12 protein-coding genes and 1 pseudogene are annotated in these 19026 nt (G+C 70.1%); 6 read left to right on the forward strand and 7 right to left on the reverse strand.

Annotated elements, in window-relative coordinates:
* The first annotated feature begins 82 nt into the window (after positions 1–82).
* Both ACTWQR_RS34755 and ACTWQR_RS34760 read left to right on the forward strand, forming a co-directional pair.
* On the forward strand, positions 83–1972 hold the full coding sequence (locus tag ACTWQR_RS34755; protein ID WP_443231201.1) for a propionyl-CoA synthetase: 1890 nt from the start codon (positions 83–85) through the stop codon (positions 1970–1972).
* Positions 1973–2146: 174 nt separating this feature from the next.
* Positions 2147–4360: an ATP-binding SpoIIE family protein phosphatase gene (locus ACTWQR_RS34760; RefSeq protein WP_443231202.1), complete on the forward strand. Its 2214-nt coding sequence runs from the start codon at positions 2147–2149 to the stop codon at positions 4358–4360.
* Between the two features lie 233 nt (positions 4361–4593).
* Here the strand turns inward: ACTWQR_RS34760 and ACTWQR_RS34765 are convergent, their stop codons facing one another.
* The 3 genes from ACTWQR_RS34765 to ACTWQR_RS34775 are packed head-to-tail and all read right to left on the reverse strand — an operon-like array spanning position 4594 to position 7363.
* Positions 4594–6267, reverse strand: coding sequence for an SWIM zinc finger family protein (locus tag ACTWQR_RS34765; RefSeq protein WP_443231203.1), 1674 nt, complete (start codon positions 6265–6267; stop codon positions 4594–4596).
* A gap of 35 nt (positions 6268–6302) precedes the next feature.
* Positions 6303–6500 carry a DUF397 domain-containing protein gene (locus tag ACTWQR_RS34770; protein ID WP_443231204.1) on the reverse strand — a complete coding sequence of 66 codons (198 nt, stop codon included), beginning with the start codon at positions 6498–6500 and terminating at the stop codon, positions 6303–6305.
* On the reverse strand, positions 6497–7363 hold the full coding sequence (locus ACTWQR_RS34775) for a helix-turn-helix domain-containing protein (protein WP_443231239.1): 867 nt from the start codon (positions 7361–7363) through the stop codon (positions 6497–6499). Before ACTWQR_RS34775 ends, ACTWQR_RS34770 begins: the two co-directional genes overlap by 4 nt.
* 106 nt (positions 7364–7469) lie before the next feature.
* Here ACTWQR_RS34775 and ACTWQR_RS34780 point away from each other — a divergent pair, with 106 nt between their 5' ends.
* Positions 7470–7901 (forward strand): ATP-binding protein, encoded by a 432-nt coding sequence (locus ACTWQR_RS34780; RefSeq protein WP_443231205.1) that lies wholly within the window; start codon positions 7470–7472, stop codon positions 7899–7901.
* 141 nt (positions 7902–8042) lie between these two features.
* Here ACTWQR_RS34780 and ACTWQR_RS34785 read toward each other — a convergent pair whose 3' ends face one another.
* Together ACTWQR_RS34785 and ACTWQR_RS34790 are read right to left on the reverse strand one after the other, a co-directional pair.
* Positions 8043–8132 carry a hypothetical protein gene (locus ACTWQR_RS34785; protein WP_443231206.1) on the reverse strand — a complete coding sequence of 30 codons (90 nt, stop codon included), beginning with the start codon at positions 8130–8132 and terminating at the stop codon, positions 8043–8045.
* Between the two features lie 61 nt (positions 8133–8193).
* Positions 8194–8367, reverse strand: a pseudogene (locus tag ACTWQR_RS34790) (DUF2399 domain-containing protein); the annotation flags it as partial.
* A gap of 217 nt (positions 8368–8584) precedes the next feature.
* Between ACTWQR_RS34790 and ACTWQR_RS34795 the strand changes: the two are divergent.
* From ACTWQR_RS34795 to ACTWQR_RS34805, 3 genes are read left to right on the forward strand one after another with little or no spacing between them, the layout of a single operon-like run.
* Positions 8585–8935, forward strand: coding sequence for an antitoxin VbhA family protein (locus tag ACTWQR_RS34795; RefSeq protein ID WP_443231207.1), 351 nt, complete (start codon positions 8585–8587; stop codon positions 8933–8935).
* Positions 8936–8949: 14 nt separating this feature from the next.
* Positions 8950–9153 carry a hypothetical protein gene (locus ACTWQR_RS34800; protein WP_443231208.1) on the forward strand — a complete coding sequence of 68 codons (204 nt, stop codon included), beginning with the start codon at positions 8950–8952 and terminating at the stop codon, positions 9151–9153.
* On the forward strand, positions 9128–9478 hold the full coding sequence (locus tag ACTWQR_RS34805; RefSeq protein WP_443231209.1) for a Fic family protein: 351 nt from the start codon (positions 9128–9130) through the stop codon (positions 9476–9478). Before ACTWQR_RS34800 ends, ACTWQR_RS34805 begins: the two co-directional genes overlap by 26 nt.
* A 326-nt stretch (positions 9479–9804) precedes the next feature.
* Here the strand turns inward: ACTWQR_RS34805 and ACTWQR_RS34810 are convergent, their stop codons facing one another.
* Positions 9805–12084 (reverse strand): UvrD-helicase domain-containing protein, encoded by a 2280-nt coding sequence (locus ACTWQR_RS34810; protein WP_443231210.1) that lies wholly within the window; start codon positions 12082–12084, stop codon positions 9805–9807.
* On the reverse strand, positions 12081–18926 hold the full coding sequence (locus ACTWQR_RS34815; RefSeq protein WP_443231211.1) for a DEAD/DEAH box helicase: 6846 nt from the start codon (positions 18924–18926) through the stop codon (positions 12081–12083). Before ACTWQR_RS34815 ends, ACTWQR_RS34810 begins: the two co-directional genes overlap by 4 nt.
* Between the last annotated feature and the right edge of the window lie 100 nt (positions 18927–19026).

Here is a 19026-nt window from a genome sequence, read left to right on the forward strand (position 1 = left end):
CGGCATGCGGTACTTGTGTCCGACACCGTTCCGCACGCAGCAAGCCCCACCACCGTCCCGCGATGCCACAAAGGAGTGCGCGATGGGAACGTACGAGGATGTCTTCCGCGCCAGTACCGAGGACCCGGAGAGCTTCTGGCTGAAGGCGGCAGAGGGCATCGACTGGGATGTCACTCCGCAACGCGCCCTGGACTCCTCGGGCGCGCCGTTCTACCGCTGGTTTCCCGACGGGCGGCTCAACGTCTGTTTCAACGCGCTCGACCGGCACGTAGAAGCCGGCCGCGGCGACCAGCCCGCGCTCGTCTACGACTCACCCGTGACCGACACCCAACGCACCTACACCTACGCGCAGTTGAGGAACGAGGTGGCGGCCTTCGCCGGAGCGCTCGCACAGCTCGGCGTGGGGCACGGCGACCGGGTGGTGATCTACATGCCGATGGTCCCTGAGGCCGCCGTCGCGATGCTGGCCTGCGCACGCATCGGCGCGGTCCACTCGGTCGTCTTCGGCGGGTTCGCCCCGCGCGAACTCGCCCTCCGGATCGATGACGCGGCCCCCAAGGTGGTCGTCTCCGCCTCCTGCGGCATCGAGGGCAAGCGTGTCATCGCGTACAAGCCCCTGCTCGACCGGGCCATCGAACTCGCCGTGCACAAGCCGGAGAAGAGCGTGATCCTGCAACGCCCGCAGGAGCCGGCCGCACTGGGGCCCGACGATCTCGACTGGGCCGACCTGGTCGCCACCGCGCCGTCGGCCGACTGCGTTCCCGTCGCCGCCACCGATCCCCTGTACATCCTCTACACGTCCGGAACGACCGGAAAGCCCAAGGGAGTCGTGCGTGACAGCGGCGGCTACGCGGTCGCCCTGCACTGGTCGATGGGCGCCGTGTACGACGTGGGCCCGGGCGAGACGATGTTCACCGGCTCCGACGTCGGCTGGGTCGTCGGGCACTCGTACATCGTCTACGCGCCCCTGCTGGCCGGCGCGACAACGGTCCTGTACGAGGGCAAGCCGGTCGGCACGCCGGACGCGGGCCAGTTCTGGCGCGTCGCCGCCGATTACCGGGTCAAGACCATGTTCACGGCGCCCACCGCCTTCCGGGCCATCCGCAAGGAGGACCCGAAGGGAGCGCTCACCGCCGGCTACGACCTCTCCCACCTGCGCTACCTCTTCCTCGCCGGTGAGCGCCTCGACCCCGAGACGTACCACTGGGCGAGCGCCCTCCTGGACGTCCCGGTGATCGACCACTGGTGGCAGACCGAGACCGGCTGGCCCATCGTCGCCAACCCGGTCGGCATCGAAGCCGCTCCCCTCAAGCCCGGCTCCCCCACCCGCCCCCTCCCGGGCTGGGACGTACGCGTACTCGACCCCTCGGGCGAGCAGGCGCCCGCGGGCGTCGACGGCGCGATCGTCGTGAAGCTCCCCCTGCCGCCCGGCGCACTCCCCACCCTCTGGAACGACGACAACCGCTACGTCGCCTCCTACCTCTCCGCCTACGACGGCTACTACCTCACCGGCGACAGCGGCCACATCGACGACGACGGCTACGTCTTCGTCATGGGCCGCACCGACGACGTCATCAACGTCGCCGGCCACCGTCTGTCCACCGGCAGCATGGAAGAGGCCCTGGCCGCCCACCCCGACGTCGCCGAATGCGCCGTCATCGGCGTCGCCGACGAACTCAAGGGACAGATCCCGCGCGGCCTCGTCGTCCTGAAAGCCGGCAGCGACCGCGAACCGAGCGAGGTCGAGGCCGAACTCGTCCAGCTCGTACGCGAGCGCATCGGCGCCGTCGCCTCCCTCAAGGACGTCACGGTCGTCGCCGCCCTGCCCAAGACCCGCTCGGGCAAGATCCTGCGCAAGACCATGCGCGGCATCGCCGACGGACGCGACGAACCCATCCCCTCCACGGTGGACGACCCCGGCGTCATCGAGGTCCTGCGCCCGGTCCTCCGCCGCGCCGGTCACACCCCCTGAACGGCCGACAGCGCGGTACGCCGGGCTGCCGGGCTGCCGGGCTGCCGGGCTGCCGGGCTGCCGGGCTGCCGGGCTGCCGGGCTGCCGGGGCGACCCTGACCGACGGTGGGCGAGCGCGCCCACCGGCCTCCGCGCGGCACAGCCCGTCGGTCATGGTCGGGGTACCTTCTGATTATGGGAACCGACGCCCATGTCTTCCTCAGCGATCTCGCTCGGGGCCTCGTACCCCGAGCGGATGAACTGGTCGACGTGGTGCTGCGACACCTGCTCGACGAACTTCCCGAGGTGTGGAAGTACGAGGACATCGCCTCCGTGGCGCCGGTGGCGTTGTCCGAACACATCGCCGCCGTTCTGGATTTCCTCGAGCGCGACCTTGATATGACCAAGGTCAGGACGCCACCCGCCGCCATCGAGTTCGCCCGCCGACTGGCCGAGCACGGGGTGCCGATCAGCAAGCTCCTTCGCGTCCATCGGCTCGTCCACGCACGTCTGCTTGATCAGCTCTATACGGAATCGGTCCGTGTCGCCGGGTCCCAGGAGCTGATCAACGCGACGACGCTCACCCTGAGCGCGATGGCCTTCGAGTACGCCGATCGCACGGCGGAACAGGCTGTCGCGGCCTACCAGAGAGAACGCGACCGCTGGCTGCAGCGGCGGCTGATCGTGATCAACGAGGCCGGGACACGGATCGGGACCACCCTGGACACCGCCCGCACCGCGCGGGAACTGGCGGACGTCGGTGCCGACCACCTCGCCGACCTCGTCACCGTCGACCTCCTTTGCTCCGCCCTCCAGGAGGAGGGGACGTACCCGGCAGCCGGCCCTGCGACGCTCCGCCGCATCGCCCAGGCCGCCTCGGACAGCTCCCCGGCCCCGGCAGTCGTCACAGGCCAGACGCACACCTACCCGGAAGACTCGGAGCCGGCTCAGGTACTGGCCACCGGACAGCCTCTCCGGCTCCGCATCACCTCCACCGACATCCCCCCATGGCTGGCGATGTCGGCGGACCACGAGCTCGCCCTGCGCGCCCTGGGCCTGCGCTCAATGCTCCTGGTCCCACTGTGGGCCCGCGGAAACCCGCTGGGACTCGCACAGTTCGTCCGCCGTGAAACGGCGGAGCCCTTCGACGACGACGAGCTGCTGCTGGCCCAGGAGATCGCGTCCAGAGCGGCGGTGAACATCGACAACGCCCGTCGCTACACCCAGGAGCGTTCCACCGCACTCACCCTCCAACGCAGCCTGCTGCCGCACCACGTGCCGGACGAGTCCGCAGCCGAGACGGCGGTCGAGACGGCATCGCGCTACCTGCCCAGCGGATCGCGGGCGGGGGTGGGAGGCGACTGGTTCGACGTGATACCACTCTCCGGAGCCCGCGTCGCACTCGTCGTGGGCGACGTGATCGGTCACGGCCTGCATGCCGCCGCCACCATGGGCCGGCTGCGGACGGCCGTCCGCACACTGGCGGACATCGACCTGACACCCGACGAACTGCTGACCCACCTCGACGACGTGGTCATCCGCCTGCAGCGCGAGGAGGAACGGGGCACGGACGAGATCAGCGCCACCTGCCTGTACGCGGTCTACGACCCTGTCTCCCGCACGTGCTCCATGGCCAGCGCCGGTCACCTCCCGCCAGCCGTGGTTTCTCCCCCAACCGCTGACGACGATGCCGGCGCATCCCACGCATCCCACGCGGTCCACTTCCCGGAGCTGCCGATCGGCCCACCCCTGGGCCTGGGCGGACTCCCCTTCGAAACCGCCCAGTTCGAACTGCTCCCAGGCAGCCGGCTGGTCCTCTACACCGACGGCCTCGTCCAGAGCCGCTCCCGTGACCTCGAGACCGCCCTCGCCCTACTGCGCGACGTCCTCGCCCGAGCACCGGCGTCGCTCGAGGAGACCTGCGACAAACTGCTCTCCGCGCTGCTGCCCGGCCGCCCCGCAGACGACGTCGCCCTCCTCGTGGCACAAACCGCAGCCCTTGACGCCGATCACGTCGCCACATGGGACCTCCCCAGCGACCCGGCAGTCGTCTCCAAGGCCCGCACCCACGCCTCCGACCAGCTGACCGCCTGGGGCCTGGAAGAACTGGCCTTCACCACCGAGCTCCTGGTCAGCGAACTGGTGACGAACGCCATCCGCTACGGCAAGAGCCCCATCCAACTGCGCATGATCCTTCAATCCGCCCTGACCTGCGAAGTCTCCGACGCCAGCAGCACCGCCCCACACCTGCGCCGCGCCCGCGTCTCCGACGAGGGCGGCCGCGGCCTCCTCCTCGTCGCCCAACTCACCGAACACTGGGGCACACGCCACAACCGCGAAGGCAAGGTCATCTGGGCGGAGCAGCTGATTCCAGCCTCACTTACCGAGCAGTCGTCCGCTGTGGGGTGAGGTTCTGGGGGAGGCGGGGATGGCGCCGGCGATGGGGTGCCTCTGACACTCCTGAAGTACTGTCCGGCGCGTCCGCCTATCTCAAGATCACTCATAGCGCCTGAAAACCAAGCGCGGCAGCTTGACCAGTGCCGTTCTATCTGCTGCCGGACGTTTCGTGTGATCAGAGGCCGTGCACATCGCGTGCCCCGAGTTGAGGTGCCTCGTGGCTCGCCGTGGCGCCGCTGTCCGGCTCACAGCCCGTGCTCGTCCATCAGGCGCAGCAGGTTCCGCTTGCGTTTCTGAGCTGTGCGCAGGGCAGTGACGTACGCGGTGAACTCGCCCGGTGTGCCCAGCCGTCGGTGACAGTCCCGGATGTTCAGTAGCAGGCCGACGAGCTGCTCGTACACCGCGTTGCCCGTCTGCGTGGTGAGCGGCTCGGCCAGGCGCAGGTAGACCCCGAGCGCGTCGGCGGGACGCTCGGCACGGGTGTGGTCGGCGAGGGCGAGCCACTGCCGGTCGTCGGCGCCGCTGTCGGCGGCGGCCTCCCAAGCTGCCTCGCCGTCCTTGTCGTCGAGGAGGGCGTCAACCAGGACGGGTCCGCCGTACCAGCCCGGCTGCCGCCGTCCCGCGTCGGCACGCAACAAGGCCAGCGCCCCCTCCCGCTCACCCTGCCAGCAGTCCGCGGCCCGCGCGGCGGCGCGCAGCTGCTGGTACGCGAGCAGGGAAAGGCGGACGCCGAAGTGGTCGCGTCGCAGGGCGACGGCGTAGGGGAGTCGGCCGGCCTGCGCGTAACGCTCGCAGAGGTAGTCGACGAGGGCGGTGTCGACGGCGGCGAGGTCCCGGGTTTCCCGGACGCCGCGTTCCGCCCAGCGCAGGGCCTCGTCGGGGCGCCGGGCGGTGTCCAGCTCACGAGCGATGAGCAGGTGCGTGTGACCGTTCGGTGAGAGGTCGGCCGCGTGCACGGCGATCACCGCGTCGACGTCGCCCCCCGCCTTGGCCAGGCGTTCCATCAGGTACTTTTCGGCCCACCCGGTGCGGTTGCCACGCCACGCCTCGACCGCCAGTTCCCGCAAGGCGGTCATCCCCCGTTCGCCGAGGACGTCCTCGTAGTCGAGCGGATCGATGTCGGTGAGGCTGTCGTAGTCGCCGAGCACATGGCCGACGAGCCAGCGCGCGAGTTCCTCCGGGTCCGGGCGCGCCGCACGGCACGCGTCGAGATGGGCGTCGGCGAGGTCGGTGCCGACCTGCCCGAGCCAGCCGTCGGAGTCGTCGACGCTCTCTAACGCCTCGACCAGCTGCCGCATAGCCTCCCGTGCCATGGTGATCGCGTCGGCGGCCCGGCCGGAGCCGGTGAGCGCGCCGATGGCGGCCACCGCCTGCCCGGTCTGTTCGGCGTAGGCGCGGGCGTCGGCGTACTCGACGTACCCGTACTGCGCGAACGGACCGATGTCGAGAAGCTCACGGATACGCCCCCGGACCCCGGCGAGGTCCCCGCGGGCGCTCGCGGCCCGCAGCTCCAGACGGCGCCGCAACTGCCGGTCCTCGCCGACCTGTTCCCGCACCAGGGCGAGCAACTCGTCCTTGGACAGGGCGGACAGCCAGCCGTCCAGATCCTGCGCACGGCTGCGGGCCGCCTGCCGCTGCTGCGGCAGTCTCTCCCGCTGGGCGAGCACGGTGAGGCCGAGGGCCACCAGGTGCTTGCAGAAGTTGCCCTCCAGACCGTACGGGCAGTCGCACTCGCCGGTGAGACCGTCCGGCCCGTCGAGGATCAGCTCGACCTCGTACCGCTCCGTGCCGTGGACGGTCGCGGTGACCCAGCCGTCACCGACCTCGATCCCGGTCACCGCGTCGAGGTATCCGCGCCCACGCTCGAAGGAACGGGGGCCGGCCAGTGCTTTGATGTTCGCCTCGGTAAGGCTGAGCATGGTCTTTCACCTGAACACCTGAAGTGGCTGCCGGGTCACGCGAGTTCGACGAGCCCGCGCACGAACGCCGACCACTCCGAGTGGCGAAAGGCGAGGTGGGGGCGGGCGGGGTCCTTGGAGTCGCGGACGAGGGTGGTGTGGGGTGTTGCGGCGACTTCCAGGCATGCGCCGCCCTCGTTGCCGCTGTAGCTGCTCTTGAACCAGGCGAGGCGCGCGGGTTCCGGAGTGCTCATCGTTCTCCCAGCATGCTCTTGATCAGTTCCAGGGACTCCTGCATGGTCAGTGCCTGGGCTCTGATGCTTCCGTACCGTGCGGCCAGGATACGTACGGCCTCGGCGTCTGTTGACAGGTGTGCGGAGTCCTGCGACTCGGTGTATCCCACCTGCCGCTTGCCTTTGGGCGTCAGCAGGATGAAGGCACCGCCCATCCCAGCGTGTTCGGTACGCTCCGTCGGCATCACCTGCAGCTCTGCGCTACGCAAACCCCCGAGCCGGATCAGCTGTTCCAGCTGATCCTTGTGAACCTCCGGCCCTCCGAGGGGGCGCCGCAGTACGGACTCGTCGATGACAGAGCTGATCATGGGCGGAGGCCAGCGGGTGAGAATCTCCTGCCGCGCCAACCGGGAGGCCACCCGCTGCTCAATGGTCTCCTCGTCCAGCAGCGGCTTTCGCATCTCATAGAGGGCCCGGATCCGCCGCTGAGTCTGGAACAACCCGGGGATGTCATGGCAGCTGTAGTCGTTGATCTCAACAGCCTCCCTCTCCAACCGCGCATAATCCCTGAACCAAGCCGGATGCCGAACCCGCGCCTTCGCCTTGGCCTTCTCCACGTCCTCGATCAGCGCCCGCAACAACCCACCCGCGCCCAGCAGTTCATCCGCCGCCTCCAGGAACTCACGCTGAGGCGTCCGCCGCCCCCTCTCCAGAGAGGAGATCAGATCCTCGCCGTACCCGAGCCGATCCCCCAACTCCCGTTGCGTGAACCCAGCCCGCTCCCGAAGCAGCCTGACCTGCTTGCCGACCGCCCGGTTCAGGTCACTGCTCTGCTCGCCCTCGTCGTACGTCTCCGCCGTCTCCGCCACCGTCACCCCGATCAGGTCACGGCCGACATCCCGTACGGGACACCGTCCGTACTGGTACACACACCCTCCGTACCGAAGGATTCCCTGGTCAGGGTAGAGCGACCCGACCACGCTCGGTGACATGAAGTCACAAATCTCCACCTCCCGAGCGGCGTTCCGCTTCACCCAACTCCTCAGCGCCACACCGCGCGGTGCCCACCTCGCGCGGTTGCTGGCGGTCCACCAACTCGCGGAGTGGGGCTGGCCACCCGCCTGCACGGCGAGCGAATCCACCGCGTCGATCGTGGCCGAGCTGGCGGCGAACGCGGTGACCCACGGCCGCGTGAGAGGCCGGTCCTTCCGCCTCACGCTCACCATCGAGCCTTCGCACACGCTCCGCGTAGAAGTCGCCGACCCACGAGGCGAGCTCCTGCCCCGGACCCGTACCTCCGCCGATCCCGCCGCCGAATCCGGCCGCGGCCTCCTCCTGGTCGACGCGCTGGCTACGAAATGGGGCAGTGAACCCCGGCCGCCCTCGGGCAAGACCCTATGGGCGTGCCTTCCACTCCCGTGAGGTAGGCGATGGTCGATTACCCGAGGTCCTCCAAGAGCAGATAGAGCGCCGCCTACTCGTGCAGGGCGATTCCCAGAGCGTCCATGGTCGGGGCCAGTTCCGGTCTCACGTGACCTCGACCCGTATGCCGGTGAGGAGGAGCTACGGAGTGCCGTGCACCTGCGTGCGCGTCGCGAGGTACTCGTAGTCCCCCGCCCGCATGCGCCAGGGCTCCGCCCCGTACCGCTCCACGACACGCTTGGCCGACGCGATGCCGGCCAGTCGAAGTCACCGTGGTACGCAAAGGCGCACCCGGCGGCGGCCAGCGCGTCAGCAGCGTGAGGACGACCGTTGTCGCGCTGCCCGAGGTGCGGATCAGGGCCGCGGTGCAGCTGGCGTCGGCCGCGGCTTCGACCACGCATGGGTTCTCGCTGACGTGGACTCGTGTCCGTACGGGCGCACAGCGAAAGGACCCCGACCTGGCCATAAGACCTGGTCAGGGCCCTAAAGGCAGACGAGTCGGGCTGTACGCCGGGGAGAGTCACCACATCGCTATGACCTGCACAGACGCACAGGGAGGGCGTTTCCGTGGCTACCTTGATGGCTACGCAAAGAGGCCTCCAGGGCCCCCGAGGCAGGACGTTTACTGGAATCCGTACTAGAATCTGTACAGAATCAAGGCTCTATATGGATACGGTGACAGCGTGGAGATCCCTGAAGTCGTGACCGTCAGCGACGCGCGCGCGAGGCTCTCCCGGATCCTGACCGCCCTGTCGGAGGCCGGCGCGCATGCCGACCCGGTCCTGATCGGCGCCCACCGCAGGCCCCAGGCTGTCCTCCTGTCCGTCGAGGCCTTCGAGGCGCTGAGCGGCCGAGCGGCACGACGTGCCGCTGTCGCCTCGGCCACAGGCTCCATCGAGGCCGAGGGGCTCCGGGCCTCCGAGGCCTCCGAACGCGACACTGAGGCATACGTGACGGGCGACCTCGACGCGGACACCCTTGTCGCCCGCGCGATCGCCCGCCACCGACAGACGTCGGAGCGGCCGACAAAATAAACGTTCCGTACGCCATGCCCAACGGCGTGCTGCGCCACAACCTCGGCATCACCGACCATCAGCTGCTCGCGGTAACGGAGGCGGACATCACCCGGGCACGCCTCGTCATGCTCGCCGAACGCCCCCTACCCGGCGCGTACGACCTTGGCCATCTACAAGCATTCCCTGTCGCGATCTTCGGTGACATCTATCGTGGGCAGTCGAGTTACGCACCGTGAACATCGCCAAGCGCACACCCCTCTGCCGGCGAGGAACCTGGTGCCCTACGCCGGAGAAATCTTCGGCCGTCCCGTCTCCTCCGGTCATCTGCGGAATCTCCCCCGGCAGGAATTCGTCATCCAACTGGCCACGTTGTACGGCGACCTGAACGTCCTCCACCCGTTCCGCGAGGGCAACGGCCGTGCCCAGCGGGCGTTCCTGGCCCAGCTCAGCGCCGACGCGGGATACGCCCTGAACTGGTCGGGCCTGGACCCTCAACGCAGCTTCCTCGGTGACAACAACCTGTTGGAGCAGCTGCTCGACGAGCTGGTCACCACGAGCTGACGCCCGTCGCTCCGGCCAGCAAGGATCCTCAAAACAGAACGTCGCCCCTTGGGAACAGCCCGCCGTCGACGAATCTCCCCCGCCGTTAGCCGACGCGAAGTGCCCTGAGTCGAGGAACGCAGCGTCAGAGGTGGGCCGCTTTCCAGGTAGGGTTCCTCATCCCCAACTGCACTGCAACACCCAGGACTTCAGTCGTGGGGCAGCGACTACACCTGCAGAGAGATGATCAGGCCGTGAATTCGGCCTGCGGAACGCGAGATCCGCAAGGCCGTCGCAGCAGCAGGCTTCGCCACCGGATGCCCCCCCCAGGCATGCTGCAGCGCGGTTCAGCGACCCAGTGCGCCCAGCGGGCGGAGAAAGCGGCTGGGTTCCCCGTTCCACGAGATCGTGAGCGCGTCCCGTGCTCTGGTCGCGGCGACGAACAGCAGGGAGCGGGCCCGTTGCAGTTCACGCCTGTGGCGCAGCTTGTCGGTCCGTTCCCAGGCGTCGACGGCCGAGCGGGGGACCAGGCCCTCCGAGACACCGGCGATGACCATGCGGCGGTACTCAAGCCCCTTGAAGCGGTACATCGTGCCGACGTGCACTCCCTCGGCTCCCCGCGCCCCGTCACCGGTGATCTTCGTGGCCATGATTCCGCGTCGGGCGAGCCGCGCGACCACCTCGTCGACCTTCTCGTTCGTCGGCACGCAGACCGCGACGGACTCGCGTGGGACGTCGTGCCACGCGTGCACCTGCTCCACCACGAGGTCGAGTTCCTCGTCCCAGCTGTTCGCGCTCCGCAGGGAGGGACGTCCGCCGTGCAGCACCGACCGGTATCCCGCGAGGTCGTCGGTGCTGCCGTCAAGGTCGTCGAAGTCGGTCCCTTCGAGGATGCCGATCGCGGCGCCCAGGATCTCGCGCGTGGTGCGGTAGCTGAGTGTCAGTTTCGCCGAGCGGCCCCGAATGTTGATGCCCAGACTGCCCAGGGTGACCTGGTTGTCGTAAATCCTCTGGTGGGTGTCACCGACGAGGAAGATGTCGTCGGCCTCCCGGGGCACCATGGCCCGCAGCATCTTCCAGTGCGCGGCCCCGAGATCCTGGGCCTCGTCCACGACGACGTGCCGGTAGCGATGCCGCAGCCACGCGCCTGTCCCCGACTCCGCGTGGATGTTGCCCGGTCCGCCGCGCTCTTCCTCCCGCAGCCGGCGCTCCTCAATCCTGTGAGCGCGGGCCATCTCCAACTGGGCCGCCCGTTCGGCCACTTGCCGGTGGGTCTCCAGTCCCTTGACGTCGAGCCGTTGGGTGAAGCGCTCGGCGAGCTGCCAGATCTCGGCCCGGTCGGGACGGCTCACACTGCGGCCCCGGCCCGCCCGGCGGGCTTTGAAGTACTCGGCGCGCGATGCCACGGCCTGGCCGAGGATCACCTGGTTCCACTCGTCGCAGAGGAACTCGGCGTCCCAGCGGTTCTCCCCGGCCTCCACGAGCAGTTGGCGCCACTCGCGCAGAGCCTGGGTGTCGTCGATCCTGCGCTTGGTGTTCCCCGGGTCCGCCTCGCTCACGACACGCGTCGCCAACTGGTCCACATGCAGGATGTCGACGCGGGCGAGCGTCTGCGGACCGCCGAGCGAGAGAAGGCGGGAACGCAGATCGGCGGCGAGGTTCTTGTTGAAGGTGGTGAGGAGAACCGGCTTGTTATGGCCGGGAGGCAGATGGTCCACGAGGTGCTTCACCCGGTGCAGGGCGACGATCGTCTTCCCTGTTCCCGGGCCTCCTCCCACCCGGGCCGGCCCGGAGTACCTGCGCCCCACCAGCTTCTCCTGGGTGGGGTGGAGGAACACCTTCCACCGGCCGAAGTCGCCCTCTTCGAGGATGCTCCGCAGCGAGTCGTCATCGGTGATCACCACGGCCTGCGAGCGGTCGGCCGCCTCCCTCCACTCATCACCGCGGATGCTGCCGGGGGACTCCTCGGCGGCGACGGCGACCGGCGCGGTCACCTCCTCCATGACCTGCTCGTACGGGACTTGGTCGCGCAGCCGCAGCAACACCTCGCCCGTGTGCCGTGGGGCGTACTCGGCGAGTCCGAGCAGTTCGTCGTCCGTGGTGAGCTTGAGGACGATCGGGATCAGCGGCTCGGCCACGCCCAGGTCGGCCAGTTGCTGCGCGGTGTACGCGGCGAACAGCGGAGTTTCGGGGGCGACGGCTTCCGGAACGGATGGTTCAGATGGTTCAGGACGCGCCCCGGGTCCTGCCGTGCCCAGGACGTCGTCCTCCACCACCTGGAGGTCCACGTACTCGATCGCACCCGTGACCTGGTTGATGCCGTACGCGAGCCGGTCGAGGTTGCGGTGGACGTGTCCACGGTGCTTGACCGAGACCAGCAGCCAGTCGTTGCCGCCGAGGCGCACCAGCAGGGCCCGGTACTCGCGGTTGACGCGCGCCGACCACAGCCGCTCGTGCCCCTTGAGCGGCTTGAGGTCGAAACCCGGCGCTTCGGGGTTCTTACGGAATTCGTGCTGAAATTTGTAGACCGCCCCGACGATCGCCCGGTCCAGCTTGACGATCTCCTTGTCCGCCTTGTCGAGCAGGCGGAGGGTCGCGCCCGCGGTCGGCGCGCCGGTGCTGGTCATCGGTCCTGCTCCTCGTCGTCGCTGTCGTTGGCATTGCCGCCGTCGCCGGCGTTGCCGTCGTCGTTGCCGGCCGGGCCGCCGTCTGCTTCGGCGCGCCCGGTCAGGGCGGCCGCGAGTTCCCGCGCGTCCCACTGCACCGCGGTCCGTACGGTCCAACCCGCCGACGCGTAGGCATGGTCACGGTCCTGCGCTTCGGCAAGGGCGGCTTCGTCCTCCTGCGCGGGGGCGAGAACGACACCGATGCGATGGGTGGGCCAGGCCAGTTCGGCGGGCCAGGCGGCGTCGCCGAGCTCGAACCCGGCCGCGGGAGCGGGCACCGCGGACCGGACCAGTACGTCGACGAGTTCCGCGAGTCCGGGCTCTTCGACCAGGTAGTCGACGACCTCGTCCCAGGCAGGATCCTGCGGGGCCCCCGTCGCCGAGTCCGCAGGCAGGGGTGCCTCCACGGGCGGTACCCCGGCCTCGGCGGCCTCGGCGGTCTCGGTCGAGAGCCCTTCCGTCTGCGGCTGCCGGCGGGACTCCAGCCAGCCCACTCCCCCCGTCACGGCCAGCTCCACCGGGTCGAAGCCCGGCAGTTGGCTCGCCGCCAGCTGGACGCCGTCGCCCTCGCCCTCGTTGAGGAACTGAAGCAGGTTGGTCCAGTACAGCCAGGCCTGCCACCGCCTGCGATGGGCGTTCTCGTCGCGGGCCGGCGCTTCCGGGCTGTCGTCGAGCACGGTCAGAGCGGTCCACACCGCGCCCGCCTGCCCCTTGCGCAGGTCGAGGGCGACCGTCAGCGGGCATCCGCTGCCGTCCTGGGTGGCCATGACCTGGACGGCGCCCTGTCCACCGGAGAGCCGCTTGCCCTGCAGCGCCTCGGCGATACGGTGCCCGATCTCGGGCCCGTCCGCCAGGGCGCGGCTGGTCGCGGACACCGCGGCGAACCCCGCCAGCGCGCTCTGGGTACGCCGCCGCCACACCTCTTGGTCCGGGGTCGTCAGGTAGCCGATCAGGGTGTTGACCGGGTTGGTCCACACGAAGTTGTTCAGGTCGCGCGGGTCGTCGCCGTGCAGCCGCCGGTGGATGTCCGACGCGGTCTTCTGCGCCGTGTTCTGGTAAGGCACCCATACGGGATCGGTGGGGGCCTTCGCGTCGCCGGTCCAGGCGCGTACGTCGTCCCAGGTCAGCTGGAAGACCTGCCAGCCGTGTCCGGCGCGCAGCCGGGTCCGTTTACCGGCGTCGGACGCGACGCGGTTGTGCTCGGGACTCGCGTGGTAGCGGTAGCCGTCCAGGTAGACGGCGACCCGCTTCCGGTCGTCGTCCAGACTGCGGAAGACCACGTCGGGCACGGTGAACCCGAGGTCGGTCTGCGTCTCCATGCGCCAGCCGCTGACCTTGCCGTCGGGCGCGGTGAACCGCAGTGTCGTGTCGCGCTCACCGTCTGGTGTCTGCGCGGAGCGCACGCTCACCCCGTCGTCGCCTTCGGCCCAGGCGAGGAGCCCCCGGCGGAACAGTGCTTCCAGCTCGCTCTCGACCTGTTTGTCGAGACTGATGGCCCCGGTCGTCCCTGCTTCCTCGATGTCCCAGGCGTCACCGGTGCGGCCGAGGAGTTCACCGAGCATGTCGAGGGCGTGTTCGCGTGAGACCAGTTCGTACTCTCTGTCATCGACGTACCGCAGCAGGCACCGGTGGCAGGCGGGCCGCTCCTCACCGACGCACGCGCAGCGCTCGATGACCTGGCGGGCCCGGGTCAGCACGTCATGCAGCCCCTCGGGTCCCGCGAGCCGGTGCAGATAGCCGGTGCCGCCGGGCAGCGAGTCGTACAGCACCAGGAAGTGCCTGCGGACCTCGCCGCCGGGCTCGGGCATCGAGTCGGTGACGACGGCCAGGTGGTCGGGGTCGCCGCCGTAGCTCTGGGCGATCCCGGCGAGAAGCAGCGCCTTGAACGTGGCCAGGCGCTCCTCGGTGTAGGCGGTGACTGCCGGGATGAGAATGCGCAGCGCCTCGCTGCGCAGTTCGTGGGCGAGCAGCAGTTTCACGCCCTGCTGCGCGGTTTTCGTCTCGCCGAGTCCGTCGCGCAGCCGGGGGCACCACGGGCGGTGGTACTTCGTGGCTCTGAAGGTGCCGAAAGCGCTCTGTTGTCCGGCCTGGGCGGCGGCTGGTCCGCCGTCGGGGTCGGCGTATCCGCAGGAGTCGCAGACCCAGAAGGGGTTGAGCCGTACCTGGCGTCCCGCGAAGGCGTCCTCCACTCCGGTGTCCACCCGGGAGGCGCCGACGTTGAGGTGACGGATCACGGCGTGCCGGGTGAACTCCCAGCCGAAGGTGGCCTTCTTGTGCTTCCACCCCGCCTCGATGTGCTCCTGCGGAATGTCCACGGCCGGGACCACGGTGTAGAGGCGCCGTTCCCGCTCGTCGGTGTCGTCGCGTACCCGGATGTCGTCCCGCTGGTCGCGGGCCGTCACGCGCTGCGGCACCAGTACCTTGTGCAGGCAGCCGACGTCGCCGATGGCCGGTGACGTGCAGCGCGGGCACGCGGTGGAATCCTGGCGTGCCTGCTGCGTGCGGATGTGCCCGCAGTCGGGGCAGACCCGCCACCACAGCCACGCCGGGCGGTTCGGGCTGCCGATGTCGAGCCCGGTGACGCGGTGCTTGTAGCCCTGTACGTAGAAGTGGTTGCCGGGCGCGAAGTCGACGAGGGCCAGGCGCGCCGACCGCCCGTACCTGAGTACTTTGCTGTGGTGCTCGGGCTGTCCGTCCTTGCCGTCCTCACGCCAGGTGAGGGTGGCTTCGAGTTCGGTCAGCGAGTCGACGAGGCTGTAGTTGGGCAGCAGCCCGAGGTCGACGAGCGCGCCGTGCGCGGTGGTGCGGCTGATCTCGCCGGCGTGCCCGGACACGGCTCGCCGTTCGGCGCGCAGTTCCCTGCCCTGCCGTTCGTGCTCGGGGTCACCGGCCACCAGGGCTCGCAGCGCCGCGTCGATGGACGTGATGCGGCGCTGCATCTCGCCGCGTCGCTCCTCCCACTGATCGCGGGCGTCCTTGAGGGCGTCGGCGAGACCCCCGGTCGCGTAGGTGCGCAGCGCCTCGGCGGCCTGCGGGCTGACGCCCGTGCCCTTCTTCGCGTCGTACGGCGGGAACAGAAGCAGGAAGGTCTCGACAAGGCGAGGGCCCGCGGCCAGTGCCGCCTCCTCGAACTCGGTCAGCCACGCCGAAGCACCGAACAGGTCGTTGGCCAGGTGGGTCATCGGGCGGAGCGCGTCCTCGTCCCCGTCGGGCACGGGCAGGCGTCCGGCACCGGCCAGGTCGAGGAGGTGCGCGAGGTACTGGCGGCGCAGGATCTCGCTCGCGGAGAGGAAACAGCCGGGCGGCTGGATGTCCCCGGCGATCATCTGCCGGGGGTCGTCCAGGTAGTAGCGGTCGCGGGGTCCGCGGTCGACCATGGTCAGCAGGTAGGCGTTGCCGGTGGCACGGCCGGCCCGGCCCACCCGCTGCACGTAGTTCGCGGGTCCCTTGGGCAGCGAGGCGAGGACCACGGCCGACAGGTCGCCGATGTCGATGCCGAGTTCGAGCGTGGGGGTGCAGGACAGGACCTGCGGGTTGGCGTAGTGGGCCCGGGTGCCCTCGCGGAACGCCTTCTCCACGGCTTCACGCTTGGGGCGGGTGAGGGTGCCGGTGTGCTCCGCCGTGTTGATGGTGAAGACGCCCGCGTCGCGGTACATCCGGCGGTAGAAGTCCTGGGTGAAGTCCCGGCGCCGTACGCCGCTCTCCAGGTCCTGGCCGGTGCGCAGCAGTCCGCCGCAGCGGTAGCGGGGGCACGGCTGTCCGTGCCACTGGTCGGCCAGGGCGGGGTGGACGGTCTGCTCCCAGAAGCAGACCGGGCAGTGCGCGGAGGCGTCGGCCACCTGGTCGTCGGCCAGCTTGCGGACCTGTACGTGACCGGGCTGGAGGCCGTAGACGCGGGTCGCCCCGTCCTTGGCGGTGCGGGCGGACAGTATGCCCGCGTCGACGAGCGCGGGCAGCAGCCGTACGAGGAAGGCGTTGGCGGCGTCGGGGCGCAGGCCGAGGCTGCGCCGGGTCCAGTCCTGGTACCAGCCGAGGCGTCCGGTGACCACGTCGAAGTCGTCGCTGCCCTGCTTGGGGCTGCCGAGCAGGAACGCCGGGGCGGACACGCCGGGCGGGAAAGCCGGCATCCCGGTCTTGCGCCCGCCCCACACCAGCCAGCGCCGTACGCCCGCTTCGTTCAGCCAGCCGTCGAGCCAGGCGTGCCGGATGGCGCCGCGTGTGCGCAGCCGTTCGAGGAGGCCGCGCACATGCCCGATCCAGCGGTCGGGGCCGGGCACGGAGCCGTCCGGCAGCGCGATGTCCCCGGGGGTGGTGTGCAGGAGTTCGCGCACGATCTCGGCGACCGCGTCCGGGTCCTGGAGCGGGACGTCCGCGGCGACCGTGCGTGTCAGCTCCAGGGTGCGGCCCTGCCGGGACCTCAGCCCGAACTCCAGGACCGCCGCGAAGGCGAGACGCTGGGCGATGAGTTCCCAGGTGGGGCGGGAGCCGTGGCTGCGTCCGGACAGCAGGGTGTCGACGCCGCGCACGACGTGCAGGTCGGGCGGGATCACCGCGGTCTGGACGGCCTTGCTGTCCACGACGTCCGTGATGAGGTCGGCGGCCAGGTCGCTCAGCGCGATCGGCTCGTCCTCGTCGATGCGGCTGGCGAGCAGGGAGCGCAGCGAGAAGGTGTACGAGCGGTTGGCGACGTATCCGGCGCGGTGGGCGGCGTCCTGCACGGAGTCGTTGAAGAGGAGCGTCTTGTCCTCGTTCAGGTTCTTGTCGAGTTCGCCGCCCGTGAACAGCTGGGTGATGGAGGCGGCGGCGAGCGCGGCGAGCCCGGTACCGAGGTAGCGGATTGCGTTGTAGGTGCGGCAGGCCGGGCACTGGTCGCCGCGCGCGGCCCGGTCGTCGCCGATGTCCGCCCAGACGAACGCCGCGTCGTGCAACGGCTTGGCCGTGTGCGGGCCTTCGCCGTCCCGCGGGGGGTCGAAGTCCGTTGCGCGGGACAGCGGCCGTACCCGCCCCTGTGCTCCGTCGAGCACCATAACGGTCGGTCCGCTGCGCTGCTTCTCGGCTACGAAGGCCGTGTCGTACGCCTGCTGCGGGGTCGCCGCGATCATGTTGCGGACGCGGCTCTTGTCGCGGCCGACGGATGCCCGGCGGATCTTGGTGGCGTTCATGTCCAGCTCCGCCGGGTCCGCCTCCGGGGAGAGCGCGGCCCAGCCGGATCGGCCGCATTCCCGGCAGAAGACGGCGGGCAGGAACACCTGGGCGGGCGGGGGCGCGCTGTCACCCGCGGGAGCGACGGGACCGCCCGTGTCGCCATCGGTGGTGAGGGCTTCGCTGTTCCGGCCACCGGTCTTGCGCGCGGTGAGCCTGCCGCCTCCGGTGACCCGTTCGTCGTCCCAGCGGAACTCCGCCCTCGCCGCGCTGACGCCGCGCAGCACCCGGGAGACGGAGCGCACCCAGTGGTGTACCTCGATCGACAGGAGTGGGCGCGTGGGGTGTTCGGGGTCGCGGGCCGTGGAGAGCAGGGCGACATAGCGCGCGAGGGCCTGGGCGGCGACGGCTGGGCTCTGCTGGACCGCCATGCCCCAGTGGTAGGCGTAGCGCGGCAGGACGTCCATGATCTCGGGCGTGGTGCGCGGCCGGCCGTCGAGGATCTCCAGGACGGCGGCGGTCAGCCGGTGGCGGCTCAGTTGTCTGCCGAGCTGTACGGCGTCGAGGCCGCTTCTGCCGGTGAAGGCGGCGGCCAGCTGATCCAGCGCTTCGGGGTCGCGGGTGGGATCGCCGAGTTCCGCCACTTCGTGCGGGGAGGGGAAGGGCAGCCCGAAGTCGCTCTTCCCCGCGAAGTCCTGGGCGCTGCGCCGCTCCTCCCCCACCACCGCGTCCGGCGGGAAGGGCACGCCGAACACCTGCTCCGCCACGTCCAGCATCGACCCGCCCGCCGTGCCCGGAGTTCCCTCGCCGAGGGTGGCCGAGGTGGCGACGGGACAGACCGGGCCGAGGGGCCTCCCCGGCTCGTTCAGGTCGGCGACGGAGCCGAGCCGGCGCAGCAGCATGGCCACGTCGGTGCCCTGGGCGCCGTCGTAGGTGTGGAACTCGTCGAGGACGACATAGGCGAGCGCGGAGCCGCCCGGCTCCTGCCACAGCCGCTGGTCCTCGGGCCGCTGGAGCATCAGGTCGAGCATCTTGTAGTTGGTGATGAGGATGTCGGGCCGAGTGCGCCGGATCTCGTCCCGGTCGACCGCGATACGCGGGTTGGCCTGCTTGAACTCCTTGGACGCCTTGTCGCCGATGTAGAGCCCCGCGCGCACCCCGGCGTCCCTGAGCCGGGCGTCCCGGGGGCTGTCGAGGTAGTCGTTGATGCGGTGGGCCTGGTCGGTGGCGAGCGCGTTCATCGGGTAGAGGAGAACGGCCTTGACGCCTTCCCTGCCTGCCTCCCGCTCCCGTCGGCAGTGGTCGAGGATCGGCACGAGGAACGACTCCGTCTTGCCGGATCCGGTACCGGTGGTCACGAGCGTGGGCCGGGCGGGGCCGTGCAGGGTCGAGAGGCGTTCCCAGGCCCGCTCCTGGTGACGGTGGGGAGTGAAGCCCTTGATCCGCGGCCACCAGGTGAGGTGCCGCTGCCAGTCGTCGTTCTCAGCCGAGCGGAAGGGGGTGCGGATGCGCAGGTACGGGCCGCGGAAGATGCCGTCGTCGGTGTCGCCGAGGAACTGCTCCAGGGCGCTGCGGGTGCCTTCGTCCGCCAGGGCGTACGTCGTCGACAGGTACTGGCTCAGGCTGTCGCGTACCTGCTCGGCGGCGAGGGTCGGTCGCACCCTGCTTCTCCTTCGTTGCGATGTCTCGTCGGTGCCGCTGCCTGCCCGGCTCCGGGCCCCACCGTAATGGGCGGTGCCGACATCCGGCCCGGCGGTGGTG

Source organism: Streptomyces sp. 2A115 (assembly GCF_052245575.1).
In the GTDB taxonomy this organism is placed as follows: Bacteria; Actinomycetota; Actinomycetes; order Streptomycetales; family Streptomycetaceae; genus Streptomyces.

Coding starts and splice junctions, on each gene's coding strand:
- ACTWQR_RS34755 (WP_443231201.1), top strand. CDS start 83: ATGGGAACGTACGAGGATGTCTTCCGCGCCAGTACCGAGGACCCGGAG.
- ACTWQR_RS34760 (WP_443231202.1), top strand. CDS start 2,147: ATGGGAACCGACGCCCATGTCTTCCTCAGCGATCTCGCTCGGGGCCTC.
- ACTWQR_RS34765 (WP_443231203.1), bottom strand. CDS start 6,267: ATGCTCAGCCTTACCGAGGCGAACATCAAAGCACTGGCCGGCCCCCGT.
- ACTWQR_RS34770 (WP_443231204.1), bottom strand. CDS start 6,500: ATGAGCACTCCGGAACCCGCGCGCCTCGCCTGGTTCAAGAGCAGCTAC.
- ACTWQR_RS34780 (WP_443231205.1), top strand. CDS start 7,470: ATGAAGTCACAAATCTCCACCTCCCGAGCGGCGTTCCGCTTCACCCAA.
- ACTWQR_RS34800 (WP_443231208.1), top strand. CDS start 8,950: ATGCCCAACGGCGTGCTGCGCCACAACCTCGGCATCACCGACCATCAG.
- ACTWQR_RS34810 (WP_443231210.1), bottom strand. CDS start 12,084: ATGACCAGCACCGGCGCGCCGACCGCGGGCGCGACCCTCCGCCTGCTC.